Annotated in this window: 21 protein-coding genes; 13 read left to right on the top strand and 8 right to left on the bottom strand. The window is 45.1% G+C overall.

Annotated elements, in window-relative coordinates; translation table 11 throughout:
* Position 1: 1 nt before the first annotated feature.
* From nrfD to nrfB, 3 genes are read right to left on the bottom strand one after another with little or no spacing between them, the layout of a single operon-like run.
* The gene (gene nrfD / locus IX91_RS04245) at positions 2-973 is read right to left on the bottom strand and encodes a cytochrome c nitrite reductase subunit NrfD (protein WP_004744441.1); all 972 of its coding nucleotides are present in this window, start codon (positions 971-973) and stop codon (positions 2-4) included.
* A gap of 2 nt (positions 974-975) precedes the next feature.
* Positions 976-1,662 carry a cytochrome c nitrite reductase Fe-S protein gene (gene nrfC / locus IX91_RS04240; RefSeq protein ID WP_004744440.1) on the bottom strand — a complete coding sequence of 229 codons (687 nt, stop codon included), beginning with the start codon at positions 1,660-1,662 and terminating at the stop codon, positions 976-978.
* Between the two features lies 1 nt (position 1,663).
* Complete coding sequence (gene nrfB, locus IX91_RS04235) at positions 1,664-2,257, bottom strand: cytochrome c nitrite reductase pentaheme subunit (RefSeq protein WP_004744439.1); 594 nt, start codon at positions 2,255-2,257, stop codon at positions 1,664-1,666.
* Between the two features lie 476 nt (positions 2,258-2,733).
* On the opposite strand from nrfB, the gene nrfA reads away from it, so the two are divergent.
* Positions 2,734-4,167, top strand: coding sequence for an ammonia-forming nitrite reductase cytochrome c552 subunit (gene nrfA, locus IX91_RS04230; RefSeq protein ID WP_004744438.1), 1,434 nt, complete (start codon positions 2,734-2,736; stop codon positions 4,165-4,167).
* Positions 4,168-4,258: 91 nt separating this feature from the next.
* Here nrfA and IX91_RS04225 read toward each other — a convergent pair whose 3' ends face one another.
* On the bottom strand, positions 4,259-4,924 hold the full coding sequence (locus IX91_RS04225; protein ID WP_004744437.1) for an SDR family NAD(P)-dependent oxidoreductase: 666 nt from the start codon (positions 4,922-4,924) through the stop codon (positions 4,259-4,261).
* 32 nt (positions 4,925-4,956) lie between these two features.
* Positions 4,957-5,493 carry a TPR domain-containing protein gene (locus tag IX91_RS04220; protein WP_038197906.1) on the bottom strand — a complete coding sequence of 179 codons (537 nt, stop codon included), beginning with the start codon at positions 5,491-5,493 and terminating at the stop codon, positions 4,957-4,959.
* A gap of 84 nt (positions 5,494-5,577) precedes the next feature.
* On the opposite strand from IX91_RS04220, the gene IX91_RS04215 reads away from it, so the two are divergent.
* Positions 5,578-5,922, top strand: coding sequence for a DUF2956 domain-containing protein (locus tag IX91_RS04215; protein ID WP_004744551.1), 345 nt, complete (start codon positions 5,578-5,580; stop codon positions 5,920-5,922).
* The gene (locus tag IX91_RS04210; protein ID WP_004744550.1) at positions 5,906-6,259 is read left to right on the top strand and encodes a DUF4156 domain-containing protein; all 354 of its coding nucleotides are present in this window, start codon (positions 5,906-5,908) and stop codon (positions 6,257-6,259) included. Before IX91_RS04215 ends, IX91_RS04210 begins: the two co-directional genes overlap by 17 nt.
* Positions 6,260-6,313: 54 nt before the next feature.
* Here IX91_RS04210 and IX91_RS04205 read toward each other — a convergent pair whose 3' ends face one another.
* Positions 6,314-6,595, bottom strand: coding sequence for a winged helix-turn-helix domain-containing protein (locus IX91_RS04205; protein ID WP_004744549.1), 282 nt, complete (start codon positions 6,593-6,595; stop codon positions 6,314-6,316).
* A gap of 225 nt (positions 6,596-6,820) precedes the next feature.
* On the opposite strand from IX91_RS04205, the gene IX91_RS04200 reads away from it, so the two are divergent.
* Genes IX91_RS04200 through IX91_RS25625 form a run of 4 tightly spaced genes read left to right on the top strand, consistent with a single transcriptional unit; the run spans position 6,821 to position 9,185 of the window.
* On the top strand, positions 6,821-7,168 hold the full coding sequence (locus IX91_RS04200; protein ID WP_004744548.1) for an ArsC family reductase: 348 nt from the start codon (positions 6,821-6,823) through the stop codon (positions 7,166-7,168).
* 21 nt (positions 7,169-7,189) lie between these two features.
* The gene (gene dapE / locus IX91_RS04195; protein WP_004744547.1) at positions 7,190-8,323 is read left to right on the top strand and encodes a succinyl-diaminopimelate desuccinylase; all 1,134 of its coding nucleotides are present in this window, start codon (positions 7,190-7,192) and stop codon (positions 8,321-8,323) included.
* Entirely contained in the window at positions 8,323-9,000 is a 678-nt protein-coding gene (locus tag IX91_RS04190) for a M15 family metallopeptidase (RefSeq protein ID WP_004744546.1), read from the top strand. Before dapE ends, IX91_RS04190 begins: the two co-directional genes overlap by 1 nt.
* A gap of 8 nt (positions 9,001-9,008) precedes the next feature.
* On the top strand, positions 9,009-9,185 hold the full coding sequence (locus tag IX91_RS25625; protein ID WP_004744545.1) for a DUF2897 family protein: 177 nt from the start codon (positions 9,009-9,011) through the stop codon (positions 9,183-9,185).
* Positions 9,186-9,211: 26 nt separating this feature from the next.
* Here the strand turns inward: IX91_RS25625 and IX91_RS04185 are convergent, their stop codons facing one another.
* Complete coding sequence (locus IX91_RS04185; RefSeq protein ID WP_004744544.1) at positions 9,212-9,988, bottom strand: Zn-ribbon-containing protein; 777 nt, start codon at positions 9,986-9,988, stop codon at positions 9,212-9,214.
* 2 nt (positions 9,989-9,990) lie between these two features.
* The gene (gene syd, locus IX91_RS04180) at positions 9,991-10,536 is read right to left on the bottom strand and encodes a SecY-interacting protein (protein ID WP_004744543.1); all 546 of its coding nucleotides are present in this window, start codon (positions 10,534-10,536) and stop codon (positions 9,991-9,993) included.
* A gap of 82 nt (positions 10,537-10,618) precedes the next feature.
* Here syd and queF point away from each other — a divergent pair, with 82 nt between their 5' ends.
* The 6 genes from queF to IX91_RS04150 all read left to right on the top strand — a co-directional run bounded on the left by queF (position 10,619) and on the right by IX91_RS04150 (position 18,779).
* On the top strand, positions 10,619-11,464 hold the full coding sequence (queF, locus tag IX91_RS04175; RefSeq protein ID WP_004744542.1) for an NADPH-dependent 7-cyano-7-deazaguanine reductase QueF: 846 nt from the start codon (positions 10,619-10,621) through the stop codon (positions 11,462-11,464).
* A 13-nt stretch (positions 11,465-11,477) separates the two neighbouring features.
* The gene (locus IX91_RS04170; RefSeq protein WP_004744541.1) at positions 11,478-13,748 is read left to right on the top strand and encodes a tetratricopeptide repeat protein; all 2,271 of its coding nucleotides are present in this window, start codon (positions 11,478-11,480) and stop codon (positions 13,746-13,748) included.
* Positions 13,749-13,848: 100 nt separating this feature from the next.
* Positions 13,849-15,414: a GGDEF domain-containing protein gene (locus IX91_RS04165; protein WP_004744540.1), complete on the top strand. Its 1,566-nt coding sequence runs from the start codon at positions 13,849-13,851 to the stop codon at positions 15,412-15,414.
* Between the two features lie 200 nt (positions 15,415-15,614).
* Positions 15,615-16,979 carry a nucleotide 5'-monophosphate nucleosidase PpnN gene (gene ppnN, locus IX91_RS04160; RefSeq protein ID WP_004744539.1) on the top strand — a complete coding sequence of 455 codons (1,365 nt, stop codon included), beginning with the start codon at positions 15,615-15,617 and terminating at the stop codon, positions 16,977-16,979.
* A gap of 79 nt (positions 16,980-17,058) precedes the next feature.
* A complete protein-coding gene (gene xni / locus IX91_RS04155) occupies positions 17,059-17,844 on the top strand; it encodes a flap endonuclease Xni (RefSeq protein ID WP_004744538.1) in 786 nt (261 codons plus the stop codon).
* A gap of 185 nt (positions 17,845-18,029) precedes the next feature.
* The gene (locus IX91_RS04150; protein WP_004744537.1) at positions 18,030-18,779 is read left to right on the top strand and encodes a DNA/RNA non-specific endonuclease; all 750 of its coding nucleotides are present in this window, start codon (positions 18,030-18,032) and stop codon (positions 18,777-18,779) included.
* The last annotated feature ends 13 nt before the right edge of the window (positions 18,780-18,792 follow it).

The following is an 18,792-nucleotide window of genomic DNA, read 5'->3' as shown; positions in this document are numbered from 1 at the left end:
CTTACACTACCGTCATCTGGCCTGCGTAGAGGATAAAGGTTCGTAACATAAGTACACCGACCAAGCTTAAGGTGGTCACCATAAAGATATACCCACCATTATGACGCGTCTCTTTTGGCGCAACCGCATTTAGCGTCAAAGGTAAAAGCATGCCGACTAACACTACCCCAAACCAGAACCAGTTCGACCAGAAGCCACCACCGATCGCATTCCAAGCCGCAACTTCATTCTGACCACCACTGAAGATAAGCCCGCTAAAGAAGGTGACTAACACAAACAGTTCAAACAGCACCACTGGTCGCTCGAAACTATGCACCCAAGAAACACTTGGACTTGTCGCAGACTCTTTGAACACTAAGATGCCAAACATCAAACAAGCAGCCGCTCCAGATGAAAGACTGGAGAACAAGAACAAAATCGGCAACACTGGATTGTTCAGCATTGGGTATGTTTTCAATGCTGAAAGCAGGAAGCCCGTATAAGCAGCAAGAACAACCGCAAGGAAGCCTAAAAAGAGTTCAATTGCATTGTTGTATTTGCCCGATTTAATTAAGAATCCATCGACAAAATCGAGCAATTTACTAGGCAGTTTACCTTCAGCGAAACCGATGATTTGATGACGGAATAGAATACCAATCCAGATAAACAAGACGATCATGTAGACCTGGAATAGTATAACCCCCATTGACATCACGGAGTTCATATTGAAGTAAATCATGATCTTCCAGAACTCTAAAGGCTTGGTAAGGTGGAAAATCAAGATCGTCAGACCCGAGATGATACCAAATGGCGCTAACCATGCCATTGCCTTCAAGATACCGTTGTTCGCCGGATCCCCCTCAATCACTTTGCGCCTTAGATAAAGCGCAATCATTACCGCCCCTGCAGACATACCCGCTAAGAACAGGTAAACCGCAATAATCCAATCCCACACCAGAGAGTCAAAGTGGAATGCACTTTCAAAACCAGTCATGATTAAACCTCCCCTTTCTGATGAGGCACTTTGTACAATTTAGGCTTAGTGCCTAAGTGTGCCTTGTCTCGATAAACGACTTCGCTGTTTAACACTTGGTTAATTTCGCTGTTTGGATCGTTAAGGTCACCAAATATCAGTGCCTTAGTTGGGCAAGACTCAACACAAGCAGGTAATTTGCCATTGGCAAGGTTGGTATCGCGGCAGAAGTTACATTTATCAGCCGAGTGATCTTCAGGGTTAAAGAAACGCACTTGATACGGACAAGCAGCTAAACAGTAGCCACAGCCAACGCATTTCTCTTTATGGACATCAACAATACCTGTTTTCTCATCTTTGTACGCCGCACCTGTTGGGCAGACATAGACGCAAGGAGGATTTTCACAATGCTGACAAGATTTGCGGGTAAAACGGTAATCAACATTCGGGAACTCACCCTGTGGTTCGCTGCGTATAATTTCGAGGCGTGATACCCCTTCAGGAACCTTATTCACATCACGACATGCATCCGTACAAGCGGTACAACCGATACAGGCGGTTTCATCATGAACCATCCCATAGAGCTTGTTGCCATCTTGTTCAACATTAGCGAGTGTTTTTCGACTACTGATAACAGCGGTTCCCGCCACACCCGTAGTGAAGATAACCGCGCCTGCGCCAGTTAAGAAGTTTCGTCTTGAGCAACTCATACTACTTCTCCTCTTCTTTTAGCTGGGTAATATCCGAGTGACAATCCACGCACATCTTGATTTTGTCCTTACGTTCTAGGCTAAGAACTTTCGACTTCTTCTCCGCGTGAACATTGTGGCAATTTGAACAGGTAAGATTTTTGGCATGCACGTCATGCGTCCAGCTCGCTTTATGTAACCGCTCTGAAGTATGACAGTTGGTACACTGGCTATTTGCATCAAGTATTCCCTGATGCGGCATTTGCACCTTGTCGCTTCCCATCTGCGATTGAGCTGGCGCGTACTTAGTCACGACTGGCGCCCCTTCACGATGGTCAGGCCCGATGTTGCCGTGACAGGTGGTACAGTTCAGCGTTTTGCCGATCTGCTCAAATTTCTCAGTGGTGTGCGTTTGATGGATGGTCTGCTGCGAATCCTTATGACATTGGATACACTTATAATCCTTGTCACGGATAAGCGTGACTTCATGACGTGCGGATTTGTCTTCAGACTGCACTGTTGAAGTATCGGCTACGGCATGAAGAGAATAACCATAGAGGCAAAATGCTAGAAGTGACTTAAGCATTATGACTATGGCCAACTTTATATTGCCCATATTATCCTTTCCTTATTCCGTACTAATTCGTAAAACAATCAACAAATTAAAAATACGGTTAAAAATTAAAATCCTTCAATGCGCTCAAAGCACATCAAATGAGATCAATTCTTATTTTGGAAAAGCCACAACGCTAATAAATTATATATTACAACGCCTACACTAAAGGGGTAGGCAAAACTGTTCAAAATTCGATCTCAATCACCCTATCAATATAAAGGGCAACGTTGTAAGTCATTGATGATAATAGTTTTCATTTCTTGTACAGACACACACCAACTAACCCTAAAGGGGTATAGGCAGATGAATTTGAACTGGATCACTAGCTAAAATTGATCTTGAACAATTAAGTACTATTACTAAGTTATTTATTTTATTTCTATTTATTACAATATATTTCAGTTCTCCAATTCTTAGTTTGGAATATAGCCAGTTCACAACGCTGCTAATAAAAAACAGAATACGGAGATAGCACTGTGAATAAATTGCATTGGATACCAAAATCCGCTGCAGCATTAGCAATTGTGGCCACTTCACTCATGAGTGTCACAAGCTTTGCTGCATCCGAAGAAAAAGGCTTAATTGATCCTCGCAACGATGCGTATGAGCAACAGCACCCTGATCAATACCATTCTTGGAAAGCCACCTCAGAAAGCGAACATATCGAAGACGCGCTTGCAGAAGATCCAAATATGGTGATTTTGTGGGCTGGCTATGGTTTCGCTAAAGATTACAACAAGGCTCGTGGCCACTTTTACGCCGTTGATGATGTGCGCCAAACATTGCGTACTGGTGCGCCGCAAGATGAAACTTCCGGCCCAATGCCAATGGCATGTTGGAGCTGTAAAAGCCCAGACGTAGGTCGCGTAATCGATGAACGCGATGAAGACGGCTATTTTAAAGGCAAATGGGCTCGTTTAGGTGACCAAATTAACAACCCTATTGGTTGTGCAGACTGTCACGATACACGTAGTGAAGAGTTCAAGAATGGTGAGCCAGCACTTGCGTTGGCAAAACCTTATGTTGAACGCGCATTTCAGGCGATAGACAAACCTTTTGAACAACAATCTCGCCTTGACCAACAAGCCTCTGTCTGTGGTCAGTGCCACGTAGAGTACTACTTCACAGGTCCAAACAAGTCAGTCAAATTCCCATGGGATATGGGCACCACTGTCGATGATATGGAACAGTACTACGATGCACTCGGCTTTAAAGATTGGACGCACAAGGTTTCTAAAGCGCCGATGTTAAAAGCGCAACACCCAGGTTACGAAACATGGCGTGATGGTATTCATGGCAAAAACAAAGTGGCGTGTGTCGACTGTCATATGCCAAAAGTGACCAAAGAAGATGGCACTGTCTACACCGATCATAAAGTCGGTAACCCATTTGATCGCTTCGAAGACACTTGTGCAAATTGTCATACGCAGTCTAAAGATCAGCTACGTGACATTGTTTCTACTCGCAAAGCTCAAGTGCTCAACATGAAGCTGACCGCTGAGAAGCAAATTGTTGCTGCTCACTTCGAAGCGGGCGCAGCTTGGAAAGCCGGTGCCACGGAAGAAGAGATGAAAGATATTCTTCAAGATATCCGCCACGCTCAATGGCGCTGGGACTATGCTATCGCCTCACACGGTGTACATATGCACGCTCCAGAAGTCGCACTTGAAGTATTAGGTACAGCGGTAGACCGCGCGGCAGATGCTCGCACCAAGATTGTTCGCCTATTGGCTAAGAAAGGCATCACAGATCCTGTAGAGCTGCCTGATATCTCGACTAAAGCCGCTGCACAACAAGCACTGGGTATGGATATGGATAAGATGAACTCTGATAAAGAGAACTTCTTAAAAACTGTGGTCCCAGAGTGGAAGAAAGCCGCGGAACAACGCGAAGCTAGCTACGAGCAATAAGTCACTAGAGCGTTAATAGACAAAGCCAGCAATTGCTGGCTTTGTTATTTTATAGCGACACTGAATGACGTTTAGATTGAGATGACTCTTCTCACACCCGGTTTACTGTAATGTCCGACACATAGCCATTACCTAGCCCAGTGAGCGCACCGTAGATCATTGATGCTGCATCTTGCACAGACATAAAACCATCGGTATTTAACGCCTTGCCACTGGTCATCCAAAATTCAGTCGCCATTCCACCTGGGTATACGGCAACAATTTTCATTGGCTGACCTTTTAGCTCCAGACGGACGGATTCGATAAGCCCTTTCACTGCCCACTTCACCGCGCAATAGGTTGACTCTTGAGCTTTGGGTTGCTGCGCCGCCGTAGACATAACCATAACTAACGTAACGGGTTGCGCTTTGTAGCGTTTTACTGACTCACGCACAACATTGATGGCTGAACTGAGATTATTTTTAATTAGCGCTTCAATCTGCTCAGGGTTTTGTTCTTCTAGCAACCCAAAATAGCCACTACCAGCACAATGAATGATTTTGTTAGGCACTTCATCCAGTTGCTCAAACAATGACTCGACATCTTTGTGGTTGGCGAGGTCGCATGCTTGGTAAGTAGTGTTAGAGGACAATTGACTGGTGACATGGAGTAACTTTTGCTCACTCCTCCCTGTTAGGTGGATTCGCGCATCTTGTTCATCATATTGCTTAGCCAATGCGGCACCTAACCCACTGCTAGCGCCAGTGATAACTATCATTATTCTTCCTTCTCTATTCTCTCAATCGCAGCTTACCCGTTATTCAGAGCTTTTGCTTGGTTCAAAGATCGAATCACCATTTCACGATCCAATTCAGGATGATTAGAGTCAAGCATACGCGTCCAAGTATCTATCGCTTCTTGGTAACGGAAACTAATAAAATGGTCGCTAGCAATCAAGGTTAAAGCGGTGAGATTATTGGCTTCTATACCCAACGCTTGTTCAAGTAGAGAAGAGACTTCAGGTGTCATTCTCTGCTTATGAACATAGTAAAGGGCGGTTGCTTTTGCCGCTAATTGGTTAGCGGACGGTGGTTGGCTTAATCGAACTGCATAGTCAAAACAGGTCAAAGCAGAGGGAAAATCTTGATTGTTGAGATAGCCATGCCCGAGTTGAAACCAAAGCTCAGCTTGATTTGGATCTTGCTTGAGCTGATCTTGCAAAGACAACATCCACTCTTGATGGGTCTGCTGCGGCTCAAGCTCTGCAATGGGTGCAGGTGGCTGACCTTGAAGCCAAATATACACAGGTACGGCAATTACCAAGCTGGCGAGTAAAACTCGTTTCATCAGCACTCCAAAGCTTTTGTTCATTACTGACAAAGTATATCCTGTTAGGATAAATACATCTTTGATCTAGCAAGACCTATCAATATGAAAAATAAAGTGGTTCCTTCTCAAGAAACACAACAAGAAGCGATGAAGATTGCCAAAGCAACTCAAAAGCCTGGTCAAACAAAAGAACAAACTAAGCTGATTGCACAAGGTATCGAGAAAGGTATCGCCCAATACAAAAAACAGCAGAAAGAGCGTTCACGACAAGCAGATAAAGCGAAGAAAAAGGCTCAAAAAGCCAAGAAAGCCGACGTAGAGGTGAGCACAAGCCAGACCCAAGTAGACATTGAAAACCAAGAAATAAGCACCAAACCTTCAATTTTACCTTGGGCATTACTCGTCATCAGTTGGATAGGATTTATTGCCTATGTTAACCAAAACTAAATACATTATACTCGCTGCCTCGCTCGCTGTATTAGCGGGTTGCGCGACTCCCACAACCAAAATGGAGCCTGCTGCAAGCTCGATACATTTACGGTTAGACAGTCAGTTTAATGCAGACAACTGCCAATGGCTTGGTGAGATTACAGGTAGCGAGGGGCATTGGTATAGCTATCTTTTCTTCCCCAATGACGTCATGGTTCGTGGCGCTTTAAATGAAGCGAAAAATCAAGCATTAGCACTGGGGGCAAACACTGTCTACCTAGTTCAGCCGCAAGATTTTGTGACCTCATTTACTGTGATGGGTAATGCTTATGATTGCCCCAAACAGGAAAAGTAACCAATAAAAACAAACCTAGCGCTTTCACGCTAGGTTTGTTGTTTTCAATTCGTTTTAAAAGCCAAGACTTGCGGCGATGTCTGTCTCCCTGTCTAGTACCCACTGGCTATCGAAAGGTCCCCAGTCAGATAACTGATAATAGCCGTCGTTGTGACGTCGACCATCTTGGACAAACATTAACTCAATGCCAATGCCAGGTAATGCTTTAATCACGTCTTGGATAGTACGACGTGGCCAACCTGTTTGCTCAATCAATTTGGGCACATTTGGGCGCTCTAGATTTTCAACCAGCAATGCGAGATACAAGCGCCTAGCAAAAACAGGACTCAATTCCATTGATACCTCCTTAAAATTTCTAGAGTCATTATTTCTGATTTGCACTGCTAAGTGTTGCGTTTGATCAAAAACTCGACGATCGCCTTAGCTTGAAACACATTTTTTTTGCCCAATGAAATATATACATCACACTTTTGTCTCGCTCCTCACTTCCTGCTAGGATGCAAAAACAAACTAAAAAACTACAAGGGCAAATTGCCCAAAGTCACTTTCAAAGGTTCCACTATGACAATCACCATGTATGGCATTCCTAATTGCGACACGATCAAAAAAGCCAAAAAGTGGCTTGAAGCAGAGGGAGTGGAATACAATTTTCACGATTACCGTAAGCAAGGTATCGACAAAGCTTTGGTCGAAGCTTTCTGCCAACAACTTGGCTGGGAAAACGTCCTCAATAAACGTGGCACAACTTACCGCCAACTGACGCCAGAGCAAAAAGAGTCGCTAAACGAAGCGAACGCCATTGAGCTGTTAGTAGAGCAGCCAGCCATGATTAAACGCCCTATTCTGGTTTCAGGTAATGACTACCACCTAGGCTTCAAAGCGGATCAATACACTACTATTTTTTCATAATTTTTCGTAAGGATTTCAAGGATGACAGATAGCCCAACTCTGGCTCTCGCAAAAGATTTAATTAGTCGCCAATCGGTAACGCCTGAAGATGCAGGTTGCCAAGAGGTAATGATTGAGCGACTCAAAGCACTGGGCTTTGAAATTGAAGTCATGGTGTTTGAGGACACCACCAACTTCTGGGCTCGCCGTGGTACACAAGCGCCTCTATTCGCCTTTGCAGGTCATACTGATGTCGTGCCTGCGGGAAAATTAGAGCTTTGGGACACGCCTCCTTTTGAACCAACCATTAAGGATGGCTTCTTGCACGGTCGCGGCGCTGCCGATATGAAAGGCTCTTTGGCAAGTATGATTGTTGCAGTTGAGCAATTCATTGCTGAAAACCCAGATCATAAAGGTTCGATTGGTTTCTTAATCACATCAGATGAAGAAGGTCCTTTTATCAACGGCACAGTTCGTGTGGTAGAAGCACTGATGGAGCGCGGCGAAAACATCGACATGTGTATTGTCGGCGAACCGTCAAGTACTGAAGTTGTCGGCGATGTCGTGAAAAATGGTCGCCGTGGCTCTATTACTGGTGATCTTACGGTTAAAGGTATTCAAGGCCACGTTGCTTACCCACACTTGGCGAAAAACCCGGTTCATCAGTCTTTAATGGCAATCCATGAACTGGCAACCACTGAGTGGGACCAAGGTAACGCCTACTTCCCGCCAACCAGTTTCCAGATTCCTAATGTCCATGCAGGTACCGGCGCTTCGAATGTTATTCCTGGCGAGTTTAACGTTCAGTTCAACTTGCGATTCAGTACTGAGCTTAACAACGATGCCATCGTTTCACGCGTGACCGAAACACTTAACAAGCATGACTTAGATTATGACCTTAAATGGACATTCAACGGTGACCCATTCCTAACCGATACCGGTGCCTTGCTTGATGCTGTGGTTGATGCGGTTGATACGGTTAACCAAACTAAACCTGCGCTGCTGACGACAGGTGGTACTTCTGACGGTCGATTTATTGCCCGCATGGGTGGTCAAGTGGTAGAGCTAGGCCCAGTAAACGCAACCATTCACAAAGTGAACGAGTGCGTTAAGGTGTCAGATTTAGAAAAGCTGACACAAATGTACCAGAAGACATTGGAAAACTTACTCGCTTAATGATGACCCCAGAGCAACTGACCGGGCGAGTGACCAGCCACCTTGTAGAGACAATGGTCGGGCAAAAGAATTTCTTGGTTCACGCAACCGTGAGCCAAGATTTACTGGCGCTTAAACAGTCAGCAACGTTGGCTGGATTCAATCTCAATATCGCCAGTGGCTTTCGCGACTTTGATCGCCAAGCCACGATTTGGAATAACAAGATGTCAGGTAAATCCGACATCTTGGATAGCGAGAGCCAAGTCATCAAAGCTGAATCTTTATCTGAAGCAGAAAAGGTGATGGCTATTCTTCGTTGGTCTGCTTTACCGGGCGGCAGCCGCCATCACTGGGGAACAGATTTTGATGTCTTTGATCGAGATAGCTTACCTATTGGGGAGACACTCAAGTTGGAACCTTGGGAATACCTCACTGGGCATCAGAAAGCCTTTTATGATTGGTTAAGCCGCAATCTACATGATTACGGGTTCTTTTTTCCTTATGCCCAAGACCTAGGTGGTGTGGCGGTCGAGCCTTGGCATATCAGCCACCAAGCCGTATCGGAGCAGTGCTTAAAGCAGTTGGATGTTGCGACACTCAAGCAGCAGTTAGCCTCAACGTCGATTTTGGGTCAGCAGACGGTGTTAGAACAGCTCGAAACGATCTACAATCAGTTTGTTAGCAATATTTCAAAATAGGTGCGGTGATGGATTTACTGACTAACCCATGGGTTATTATCGTTATTGTGTTGAGCGTCGTAATAGGCAACATTGCTGCTCTGAAATACACCGCCAATATGAAGTTTGGTCAGTCGGAAAAGAAACCCCACACCGATGACGAAGAGACGACTCCAGAGTCGCAAGATTCAAAAAAAGACGCTTAAATTAGCGTCTTTTTTATTTTCAGGTGTTATTTGAGGTGATCCCAAGAGATATTGGAAACAATCCGACAATCATCGCACTTAAAGTAGAAGATATCGTGCAATGGTTCATCCAATAACCACTCGCCGCCGCACTTAGGACATTTACGTGCCTTTTCGTCTGCGAGACTTTGTCCACCGACACGATACTGATAGTAGTACGTGGGTATCTTAGTGATGTATTCGATCCGGCCACGTAAATCCCAACCACGCTTGAATAACACGCTGTCAGTGTCGCAAATTTCATGCAGCGCAGCATGCTCAGCTCGACAGCCACCAGCCATCTGAATTTCATCACATGCTTGCCACTCGGTTTGCCATTTTACCACCGCTTTATGATCGCCATTCAATGTCGCTCCATTACGATAAAGTGGGATCGGTAACAGTGTTTCACCACTTCTTAGTGGAGAACAAGTATGGACATAAGTGGTATACAGCACCTGCCAACTTGGTTGCTCCTCTTCCGCAGCCTCTTCAGAATTAAGGTCGCGGCCAAGAAGACGCATTTTAGGCGCAAGTAGACTTGCCTCAGACAAGCGATTTAAACAAACCTTTACAAAATCAGAATGGTAACTTGGGTGCAAACTGTCTTGCTCTGGGCAAACCACACGAACAAAAAATTCGCCATCACCCATCACAATCGGAAACTCTCGCCCTAGCACTTGGCCGTTATAGCGCAGCGCATCCATTAAACCATTGATCGCTTTGTCTACCGCACTCACCGTAGTGTTATCAAAACACTCAAACTGAAGTTCAACAACGTACATGATTACACCGCAGGTTCTAGGTTAGCCAGAAACTCAGCGATATCTTGTGCCAATACATCGCGCTTATCAGTGCCTAGTCGCTCTAAAATCACGTTACCCGTTAGGTTGCATATAGAGATAACATCCAATTCCGCATCCGTTGCACCAATAAACACGGTTGGTTTTAACTTCAAACGGCGCTGAGTCACTAAGTGACCTAGAATATTCTCTTGCAAGCGTACAAAGTCATCATCACTCCACACTTGAAGTAGCGTTAGCTCATTCCCCTGCCAACTTGCATCCATATCCGCACTGTATTGAGAACCATAAAAGGTTTTGATGTCTTCGTGTAAGGTCAGCTCAATGCCGTTTTCAACGTTGGTAAAATCCGCTGCTTGATCGCGTTGATACGCTTGCCACTCAACTGCATCATCCGTTTTTTGCTCGACACATGGCGATACAAGATCGACCAATTCTTCGCTTCTAGGAAGATGGCCGTGTGCATCTAGATGGGCCTGACGGTATTTTTCACTGAATGAGAGCAACGCTTGCAAGGCATGATCAGCCATTAGATTCTCCAACATGAATATTCGCTTTTAAGTGCGGGATTGCGTAAAATTCTCGACATTCTAATAGAAAACGAACAAAAGTATGAGCAAATATTCTGATGCGAAAGAGCTTGCTGGGCTAACGCTTGGTCAAAAGACCGAATATTCGAACCAATATGACGCGAGCTTGCTACAACCTGTACCTCGTAGCCTCAATCGTGATGACCTAAATTTAGGTGACTCACTACCTTTCCAAGGCTGTGACATCTGGACGCTATACGAACTCTCATGGCTTAATGAGAAAGGCTTACCGCAAGTGGCGATTGGTGAAGTTTCCATTCCAGCCACAAGTGCCAACCTGATTGAATCTAAGTCATTCAAGTTATATCTAAACAGCTTCAACCAAACTCGATTTTCTTCTTGGGATCAAGTAGAGCAAACTCTGATCAAAGATCTCTCTGCTTGCGCGGGTGAAACAGTTTCAGTGACAGTGCGTTCTGTTGTGGATTACACAGACTCCGTTGTAGTAACAATGGACGGTGACTGCATTGACGAGCAAGACATTGAGATTACTAGTTACGACTTTGACCGCACGTTGATTCAAGGCGCTGCAACTGGTGAAGTGGTCGAAGAGAGCCTACACAGCCACTTATTGAAATCAAACTGTCTCATTACAAACCAACCAGATTGGGGCAGTGTCGAAATTCAATACAAGGGTAAGCAGATCGATCGTGAAGCCCTACTTCGTTACCTTGTCTCATTCCGCGAGCACAATGAGTTTCATGAACAATGTGTTGAGCGTATTTTTACTGACATCATGGAATTTTGTCAGCCTGAATCGTTAACTGTTTACGCACGTTACACAAGACGCGGTGGTTTGGACATCAACCCATATCGCTCCAACGTCAACAGTCAACCTAGTCACAATCAACGCATGGCTCGTCAATAGGAAGTCGACTCTAATGGTAAAAGTACGCTTGAAGCGCTTGCTTGGCGCGTTATTGGTTCTGTTCTCTGCGCCACTTTGGGCAAACACTCTCTACTCATCAGCAGTCCTGAGTGAAGCAAACAGTTTGGTCAATATTGTTCCGAAACAAGCCAAGCAGCTGGCGACAGACTATCTAACCCAGCGTACTTTGACCGACAAAACTGAGAAAAGCCCTTCAGCGATCTCCCGTGATGAAGCAGACAGCCGAACTCGCACCCCGGGCGGCACGATTGACGCGTTGCGTATTCTCGCTAGAGCAGAGTTTAACTTAGGCAATCAGCTTGAAGCCTTGAGTTTGCTGAAAGAAGCCAAGTCATTAGCTGAAACATACAAACTGCCATATTTGCTGCTGGATCTAAAATTAGTCGAGATTAGATTAACTTGGCTTATCGAAGGAAATGGGGAATCTGCCAGAGATAAGCTGGCACAGATTGAGGAAGAGTTCAGCCTTATCGATAACCCACAACAGTTGGCTCGCGGCTTAAAGTATCGCATGACGATGCTAAAAGCTGAGATTGCCTCTGCTGAAGGTAACCTTAAACTCGCTGACCAACTGTATGCAGAAGTTAAGCCGTATGTAGACAGCTCAAAGTCGATTCATACCGTGATTGAGTATCACACCACGGTGGGTAAACAACTCCTCGCCAACAAGAAGTACAATCGTGCCCTGTCAGAATTGCTGATAAGTTACTGGACCGCCATTGAAACCGACTCTGCGCGTCAACTTGCTGAAGTTAACCGTATTCTGGGGCAGTTATTTTATGATCGCCGTGTTCTCGACAAAGCCAATGACCACTTTTCGCAAGCGGCCGACTTTTACGACAACTACGAAAACTCTCCTGCACTAGCACCACTTCTCAAGCGCATGGGGGATATTTACTATTACCAAGGTAAATACAATCTCGCACTGGTCCACTACTTCAATGCAATGGATCATGAACGGCTGCAAAACAACATTGAAAGCGTGATTGATATTCGTATCTCACTCGCGACAACCTACCTACACTTGGTTAATTACACCTTGGCTGAACAATATCTTGAACGTGCTCAAGAACTACTCCAGTACGCAGATATTCCAAGGTTAAAAGCCTACGCTTTGCTACTTGAAGCGGGATTAGCTCGCCATAAGCAAGAACCTAAGAAGGTACTAGAAAGTGCGAATCAAGCGCTTGAGATCGCACAGCAGTTGCAAGACATCAGCATGCAGAAGTCGGCTTATCAGATGCTTTATTTAGGCTATGAACTCAATGGTCAGTATCAACAGGCTTTAGAATACCTTAAGCACTACAATTCTCTTGCAACCATTGAACAGCAAGAGCTCGATCTGATCAGTGAAGATGCTTTCCGACAGCAAAAAGAATTTGTTGAGCAAACTCTACATTTAAGCGGCCAGCAGCAAGAGTTAGAAGAAACCCATAACGAATATCGGAAGTTTCAGAAGATAACCTTTACCTTGTTTGTTCTCTCCGCATTGCTGTTTATCTTCATTTTACGTCGTGGTCACGTGATTAATGTGCAAAAAGATGAGCTTGATGTCCTTAACGAAGATCTTTACACCCACTCTCGTTCAGGGCTAAAGAACTTACGTATGCTCAATGCGAAACTTCCTGCCTCTTTAGAGGAGAGCAGCCATAAGTTTGAGAAGTGGCATGTCGGTGAGTTAATTCATGAGCCGCTTAATGACCGTCTACGCTTCGTAATGATTGACGTACCGTTTCTACGTAACATGTATTTGCAACATGGTTACCAAGAAGGCTTAAAGCTAGAGCGCGCATTTGGCGACTACTTAAAGCAGCGCGTTGAGCATCCAGCAAGGATCTATCACTTCTCTGATGCTAACCTGCTTTACATTGAGCCAAACAGCGAACGCAACACCGATCCAGAACAGCTATTTGAAAAGATCCAACAGTGGATCCTTGAATTCGAACCCGACCGTTTGCTTAATCGCATCATTCGTATTGGTATGGCGGACTACCCTTTCCTACCAAGGGCGTATACTGCGGTTAATGATAAGGAACTAGTTGATGTGCTACTAATGTCAACCAGTACGGCAAGAACGCTGAGCATGAAAGAGCACTCTAGCCAGTGGGTTTACCTGAAAGCGATTGAGAACGCACCTGCTGCAAGTTTAGCCACAGGCAATATCCGTAAGGCATGTAAGCATTCCATCAATCAGGGGCTAATAAAAGTTCACTCTTCTTTCAAGAATGAGGACGGTATCAAAAAACTGCTAAAAGATGAATAAAAGCGCATCAATCAAACGTTGTAAGTCGTGACGCCCGCGAATTATTTGATATTATCGACAGATCACTAGATATAAGTAGATTCTATTTTTAAGTTTATTCATGGGCGTTATCGAACAAGATCTTCAGTCACAGCTGCACAAGCTGAAATCTCAATTGGAACAAGTTCGATTGACACAAAGGGATACCTCGTTCAAATTTAATAGAGAACAGAAGGTACTTCAGCGTGTCATCTCGTCGTTAAGTAGTGCTTATAAATGTGAAAACCCGCGGCTACAAGCGGGACTCATGGAACTGAAACAAGCTATCGAGCAGCAGCAAGACGTCAGCTCACTGATACCCAAACTAGCGGTATTGGAGCGCTTGCTAAAACAACAAGGCTTGGCTATGGAACAACAAACTGAACATTTGGATTCCCAAATTAAGCATAGTGGTGAAACGCTACTGCGCTTGACTGGGCTGCCTCCGAAGATCAAGCGCGATCTACGCGATTTACTCAGTTACTCCGATGGCCTTAAGCATCCCAGAGCTGAACAAGCCCTGAGACTGCTTAACCTTTATGAACGTTCCGTAAAAATCATCACAACCAACCCTGATTATAGCGTTAACCAAATTGCGGCTAGTTCGGATCGCGAACTGTTGCTTCGCCTATCTGAAGAACTTCAGCATTTAATTACTGAGCTTGATTTTGAAGGTGAATCAGGGGAACTGCTCACAGACATTCGCGCTAAATTGCTTATTGGCGTGAATAGCCACGTCTTATTAGAGCTCACGCTACAAACGCTTAAGTTAGTGATTGAGGGAACCCATTATGAGCGTAAAACCTCAGAACAGTTTCTCGAACAAATCAACTCATCCCTCTCGTCGTCACTGAAAAGCTCTCAGCAAAACTCACAGCAATCCCAAAGCTATTTTGCTCATCGTCAAGAGATGAACACTGAATTGTCAGAGCTCGTCACCGATACGCAATCGAAAGTGTCCAATGCAGAAAGTTTAGATTCGTTGAAAGAGCAAGTGAACCCTTTACTGGCCCAACTCAACTCATTGACTGAACGCTTGAAACACGCAGAACAACGCGAACAAGCCTTGATTGAGCGCATGGATTACGGCAAAAACCAACTTGAAGCCTTGTATGAAGTGACTCAGGATTATCGCCGCCGCCTAGAGGATCAAGCCCAACGTATGCTGCTTGACCCGCTAACCAAAGTGTACAACCGCGCCGCGTTTGGCGATCGCCTTGAGTTAGAGTACCGTCGCTGGATACGTGCGCAACATTCCCTTCGCGTCGTCATACTCGATGTCGATGGCTTTAAAGCGATCAACGACAGCTTTGGCTATGCCGCAGGTGATAAAGCACTGAAAATTATCGCTCGTACAATCAAGAAAGAGATCCGCGATACCGATACTGTGGCGCGCTTCTCTGGCGAAGAGTTCGTGTTATTGCTTCCTGAACTTTCTGATAGCAATGCTTTCAATGTGATTCAAGCGATTCAAAATCAAGTTTCCAAGCTACCGTTTAAGTTCCGTGACCGTAACTTAACCATTACCCTTTCTGCGGCAAGCACTGCGTTCAAAGATTCGGATACGCCTGAAGAGATCTTAGAACGACTCAACCTATGCCTCAATGAAGCGAAAACACTCGGCAAGAATCAACTCGTTTGGCGCTAAGCTGCCCACTGCTAACCCTCCAATCTATTTCATAAGTGTGATTGATCTATAGATATCAATTAGTTAGGTTTATTATCTGAAAAAAGCTGCTAAGCTTAATAAACGTCTGCTGATTTTCCCCAATGAATAGCAACGTATACGGACAATAACAATAATGATATCTCACTCTCTCTGAGTGCTGTTTCGTCAAGGAGGTCTTTATGATCACACACATTAGTCCAGCAGGTAGTATGGATCTGCTCTCTCAACTCGAAGTTGAGCGCCTTAAGAAAACCGCTGCAAGTGATCTTTACCAACTTTACCGCAACTGTACCCTCGCGGTTCTTAATTCCGGTAGCCACACTGACAACTCCAAAGAGCTGCTCGATAAGTACAAATCTTTTGATGTCAACGTCGTGCGTCGTGAGCGTGGCATTAAACTTGAACTCACTAACGCACCAGAACACGCTTTCGTCGATGGCGAGATCATCAAAGGGATTCAAGAGCACCTATTCTCCGTTCTGCGCGATATCGTGTACGTCAATATGCATCTTGCCGATAATCAGCGCCTCAACCTCACCAACGCTAGCCATATCACTAACCTAGTGTTTGGCATCTTACGCAATGCAGGCACTCTGACGCCAGGCATCGAGCCAAATCTAGTGGTCTGTTGGGGTGGTCACTCAATCAATGCCACCGAGTATCAATACACTCGAGAAGTCGGCAATGAGCTGGGCCTGCGCGAGTTAAACATCTGTACTGGCTGTGGACCAGGGGCGATGGAAGGTCCGATGAAAGGTGCAGCAATTGGTCACGCTAAGCAGCGCTATTATGAGCAGCGTTATTTGGGTCTAACCGAACCATCAATCATTGCCGCAGAGCCACCAAACCCGATCGTTAACGAGTTGGTGATCATGCCGGATATCGAAAAGCGTTTAGAAGCCTTTGTACGTATGGCGCACGGGATTGTGATTTTCCCAGGTGGTGCTGGTACTGCCGAAGAGCTGCTCTATATTCTGGGCATTATGATGCACCCTGATAACGCTGACCAACCGCTACCGATTGTTCTGACTGGGCCAAAAGAGAGCGAAGAGTACTTCCGCTCGATAGACCGCTTTATCGGCGACACGCTTGGCGAAGACGCGCAGAAACACTACCAAATTGTTGTTGACGACCCTGCTAAAGTAGCTCAGATCATGAAACAGAGTATGTCGGATGTGCGCCAGTATCGCAAAGATACCGGTGATGCCTACAGCTTTAACTGGTCATTAAAAATTGAGCCCGAGTTCCAGCTACCTTTCGACCCAACCCACGATAATATGGCAAGCTTGGATTTGCACCTTAACCAACGTCCTGAGAATCTTGCAGCGGCACTGCGTCAGGCGTTCTCAGGTATCGTTGCTGGTAATGTTAAGGCAGAAGGGATTCGTGAAATTGAGCGTCACGGCCCATTTATCTTAGATGGTGATGCAAGCTTGATGAAGAAGATGGATAAACTGCTAAAAGACTTCGTTGAGCAAGACCGCATGAAGTTGCCAGGTGGTACTGCCTACGAGCCTTGCTACCAAATTAAGACATCAGGTTAGCGACTGTTTACCGCACTGACTGGTAATCTCAACCTCAATCTATACAATAAGGGCTTCAAGCCCTTATTTTTTGATTTGTATGTCTATTCATCTTGTTATCATCGATGCTCTTAACCTGATCCGACGCGTTCACTCCGCGCAACCCGATCCTACCGATATAGCGAGAACCATCAATACCACAGCTCGCACTCTGAATCGTATTTTATCCGAGTCACAGCCAACTCATATCATTGCCGTGTTCGATCATCATCTCCAAGAGCGAGGATGGCGAGCTGAGATCTTGCCAGAGTACAAACAAAACCGAAAACCTATGCCAGAGCCTTTATTGCAAGGTTTAGAGTCGATTCAAGATGCTTGGTGGAAACTGGGAATAGACTCACTACTTTCAGATGGAGACGAAGCCGATGACTTAGTCGCCACATTGGCAACTAAGGTGGCGAATCATGGTGAAAAAGTGACGATAGTATCGACAGATAAAGGCTACTGTCAGCTCCTTTCTCCGACTCTACAAATCCGAGATTATTTTCAGCACCGTTGGTTAGACGAACCTTTTATCGAAGCAGAATTTGGCGTTAAGCCGAGCCAACTTGCCGATTACTGGGGGCTCACAGGCATTAGCTCAAGTCAGGTTCCCGGTGTACCAGGGGTAGGACCAAAAGCTGCCAAAGAAATTCTCACCCAGTTTAGCGATATTGAACAAGCATTCGCCAGTGAAGAGCTCCCTGCTAAGTATCGTAAGAAATTAGACGAGCATATTGAATCAGCGCGAAAATGTAAGACGATTGCGGCACTCAAAATCGACATGGAACTCGGTTTTAACCTGCAAGATATTCGTTTTAATGGTGAGAATGAAGCTACTCAATAGAACATATTAACTTACTGATTAGCAAAGTAATGTTAATCGAATCTGTTGTGAAATCCGTTACTCTCACAAGCTTAATATTTACCTGCTCAATACCGGGCCAAGTATTGATTAACATTTAACCACCATCACAGTAACGCAAAGCCAATCGACTATTTTTCATAGCTCCAATAACAAGGAGCATAATAATGAAAAATACTGTTTTACTAACACTTGCTGTTGTCTTTTCTCTACCAACTTTCGCGAAAACCTGTGGAAAGCACTTAGATGTAGGCTTGCCTTCAGAGCAGCCTGATCAAGTGCTTTGCCGAGATGGGTATGCCGTTGGCTACAACTTTCAAACCAAAAATGCCGATTGGGTGGCTTACCACATTACCGCAGAAAGCGTTAACGCCAGCTTTAAACGTAGTAATAGCTTCAAAGAAGACAGTGAGCTCCCCGACTATGCTCGCTCCACGCTCGCCGATTACAGCGGCTCTGGCTATGACCGAGGACACCTAGCACCATCTGCCACAATGGATTTTAGTCAAGACTCTATGAAGCAGAGCTTTTTGATGAGCAATATGTCTCCTCAGCTTCCGGGTTTTAACCGCGTAGGTTGGCGCATTTTGGAAGAGCACGTACGTGATCTTGCGAATGAGTACAATGAGCTCTACGTGGTCACTGGACCTATCTATCAAGGAAACGAAAACACCATAGGCAACAATGTCATCATACCGAGCGCTTTTTACAAAGTAATCTTAGATCCTGCTTTCAATGAAGCCATAGCCTTCATTGTTCCACATAGAGATGTCTCTAGCAGTGAGCTTGCAAGCTTCGTCACGACAATCGATGCGGTTGAACAGCAAACTGGATTGGACTTCTTTTCTCTTATTGCTGACAGCACTGAGGAGAGTATGGAAGCGCAGCTGTGGGAAATGTGGCCAACATCCAACTAGACAAAAACGCTCC

Source organism: Vibrio tubiashii ATCC 19109 (assembly GCF_000772105.1).
Taxonomy (GTDB): domain Bacteria; phylum Pseudomonadota; class Gammaproteobacteria; order Enterobacterales; family Vibrionaceae; genus Vibrio; species Vibrio tubiashii.
The sequence above is the reverse complement of the archived record's forward strand: the minus strand, read 5'-3'. Positions and strand labels throughout refer to the sequence as shown.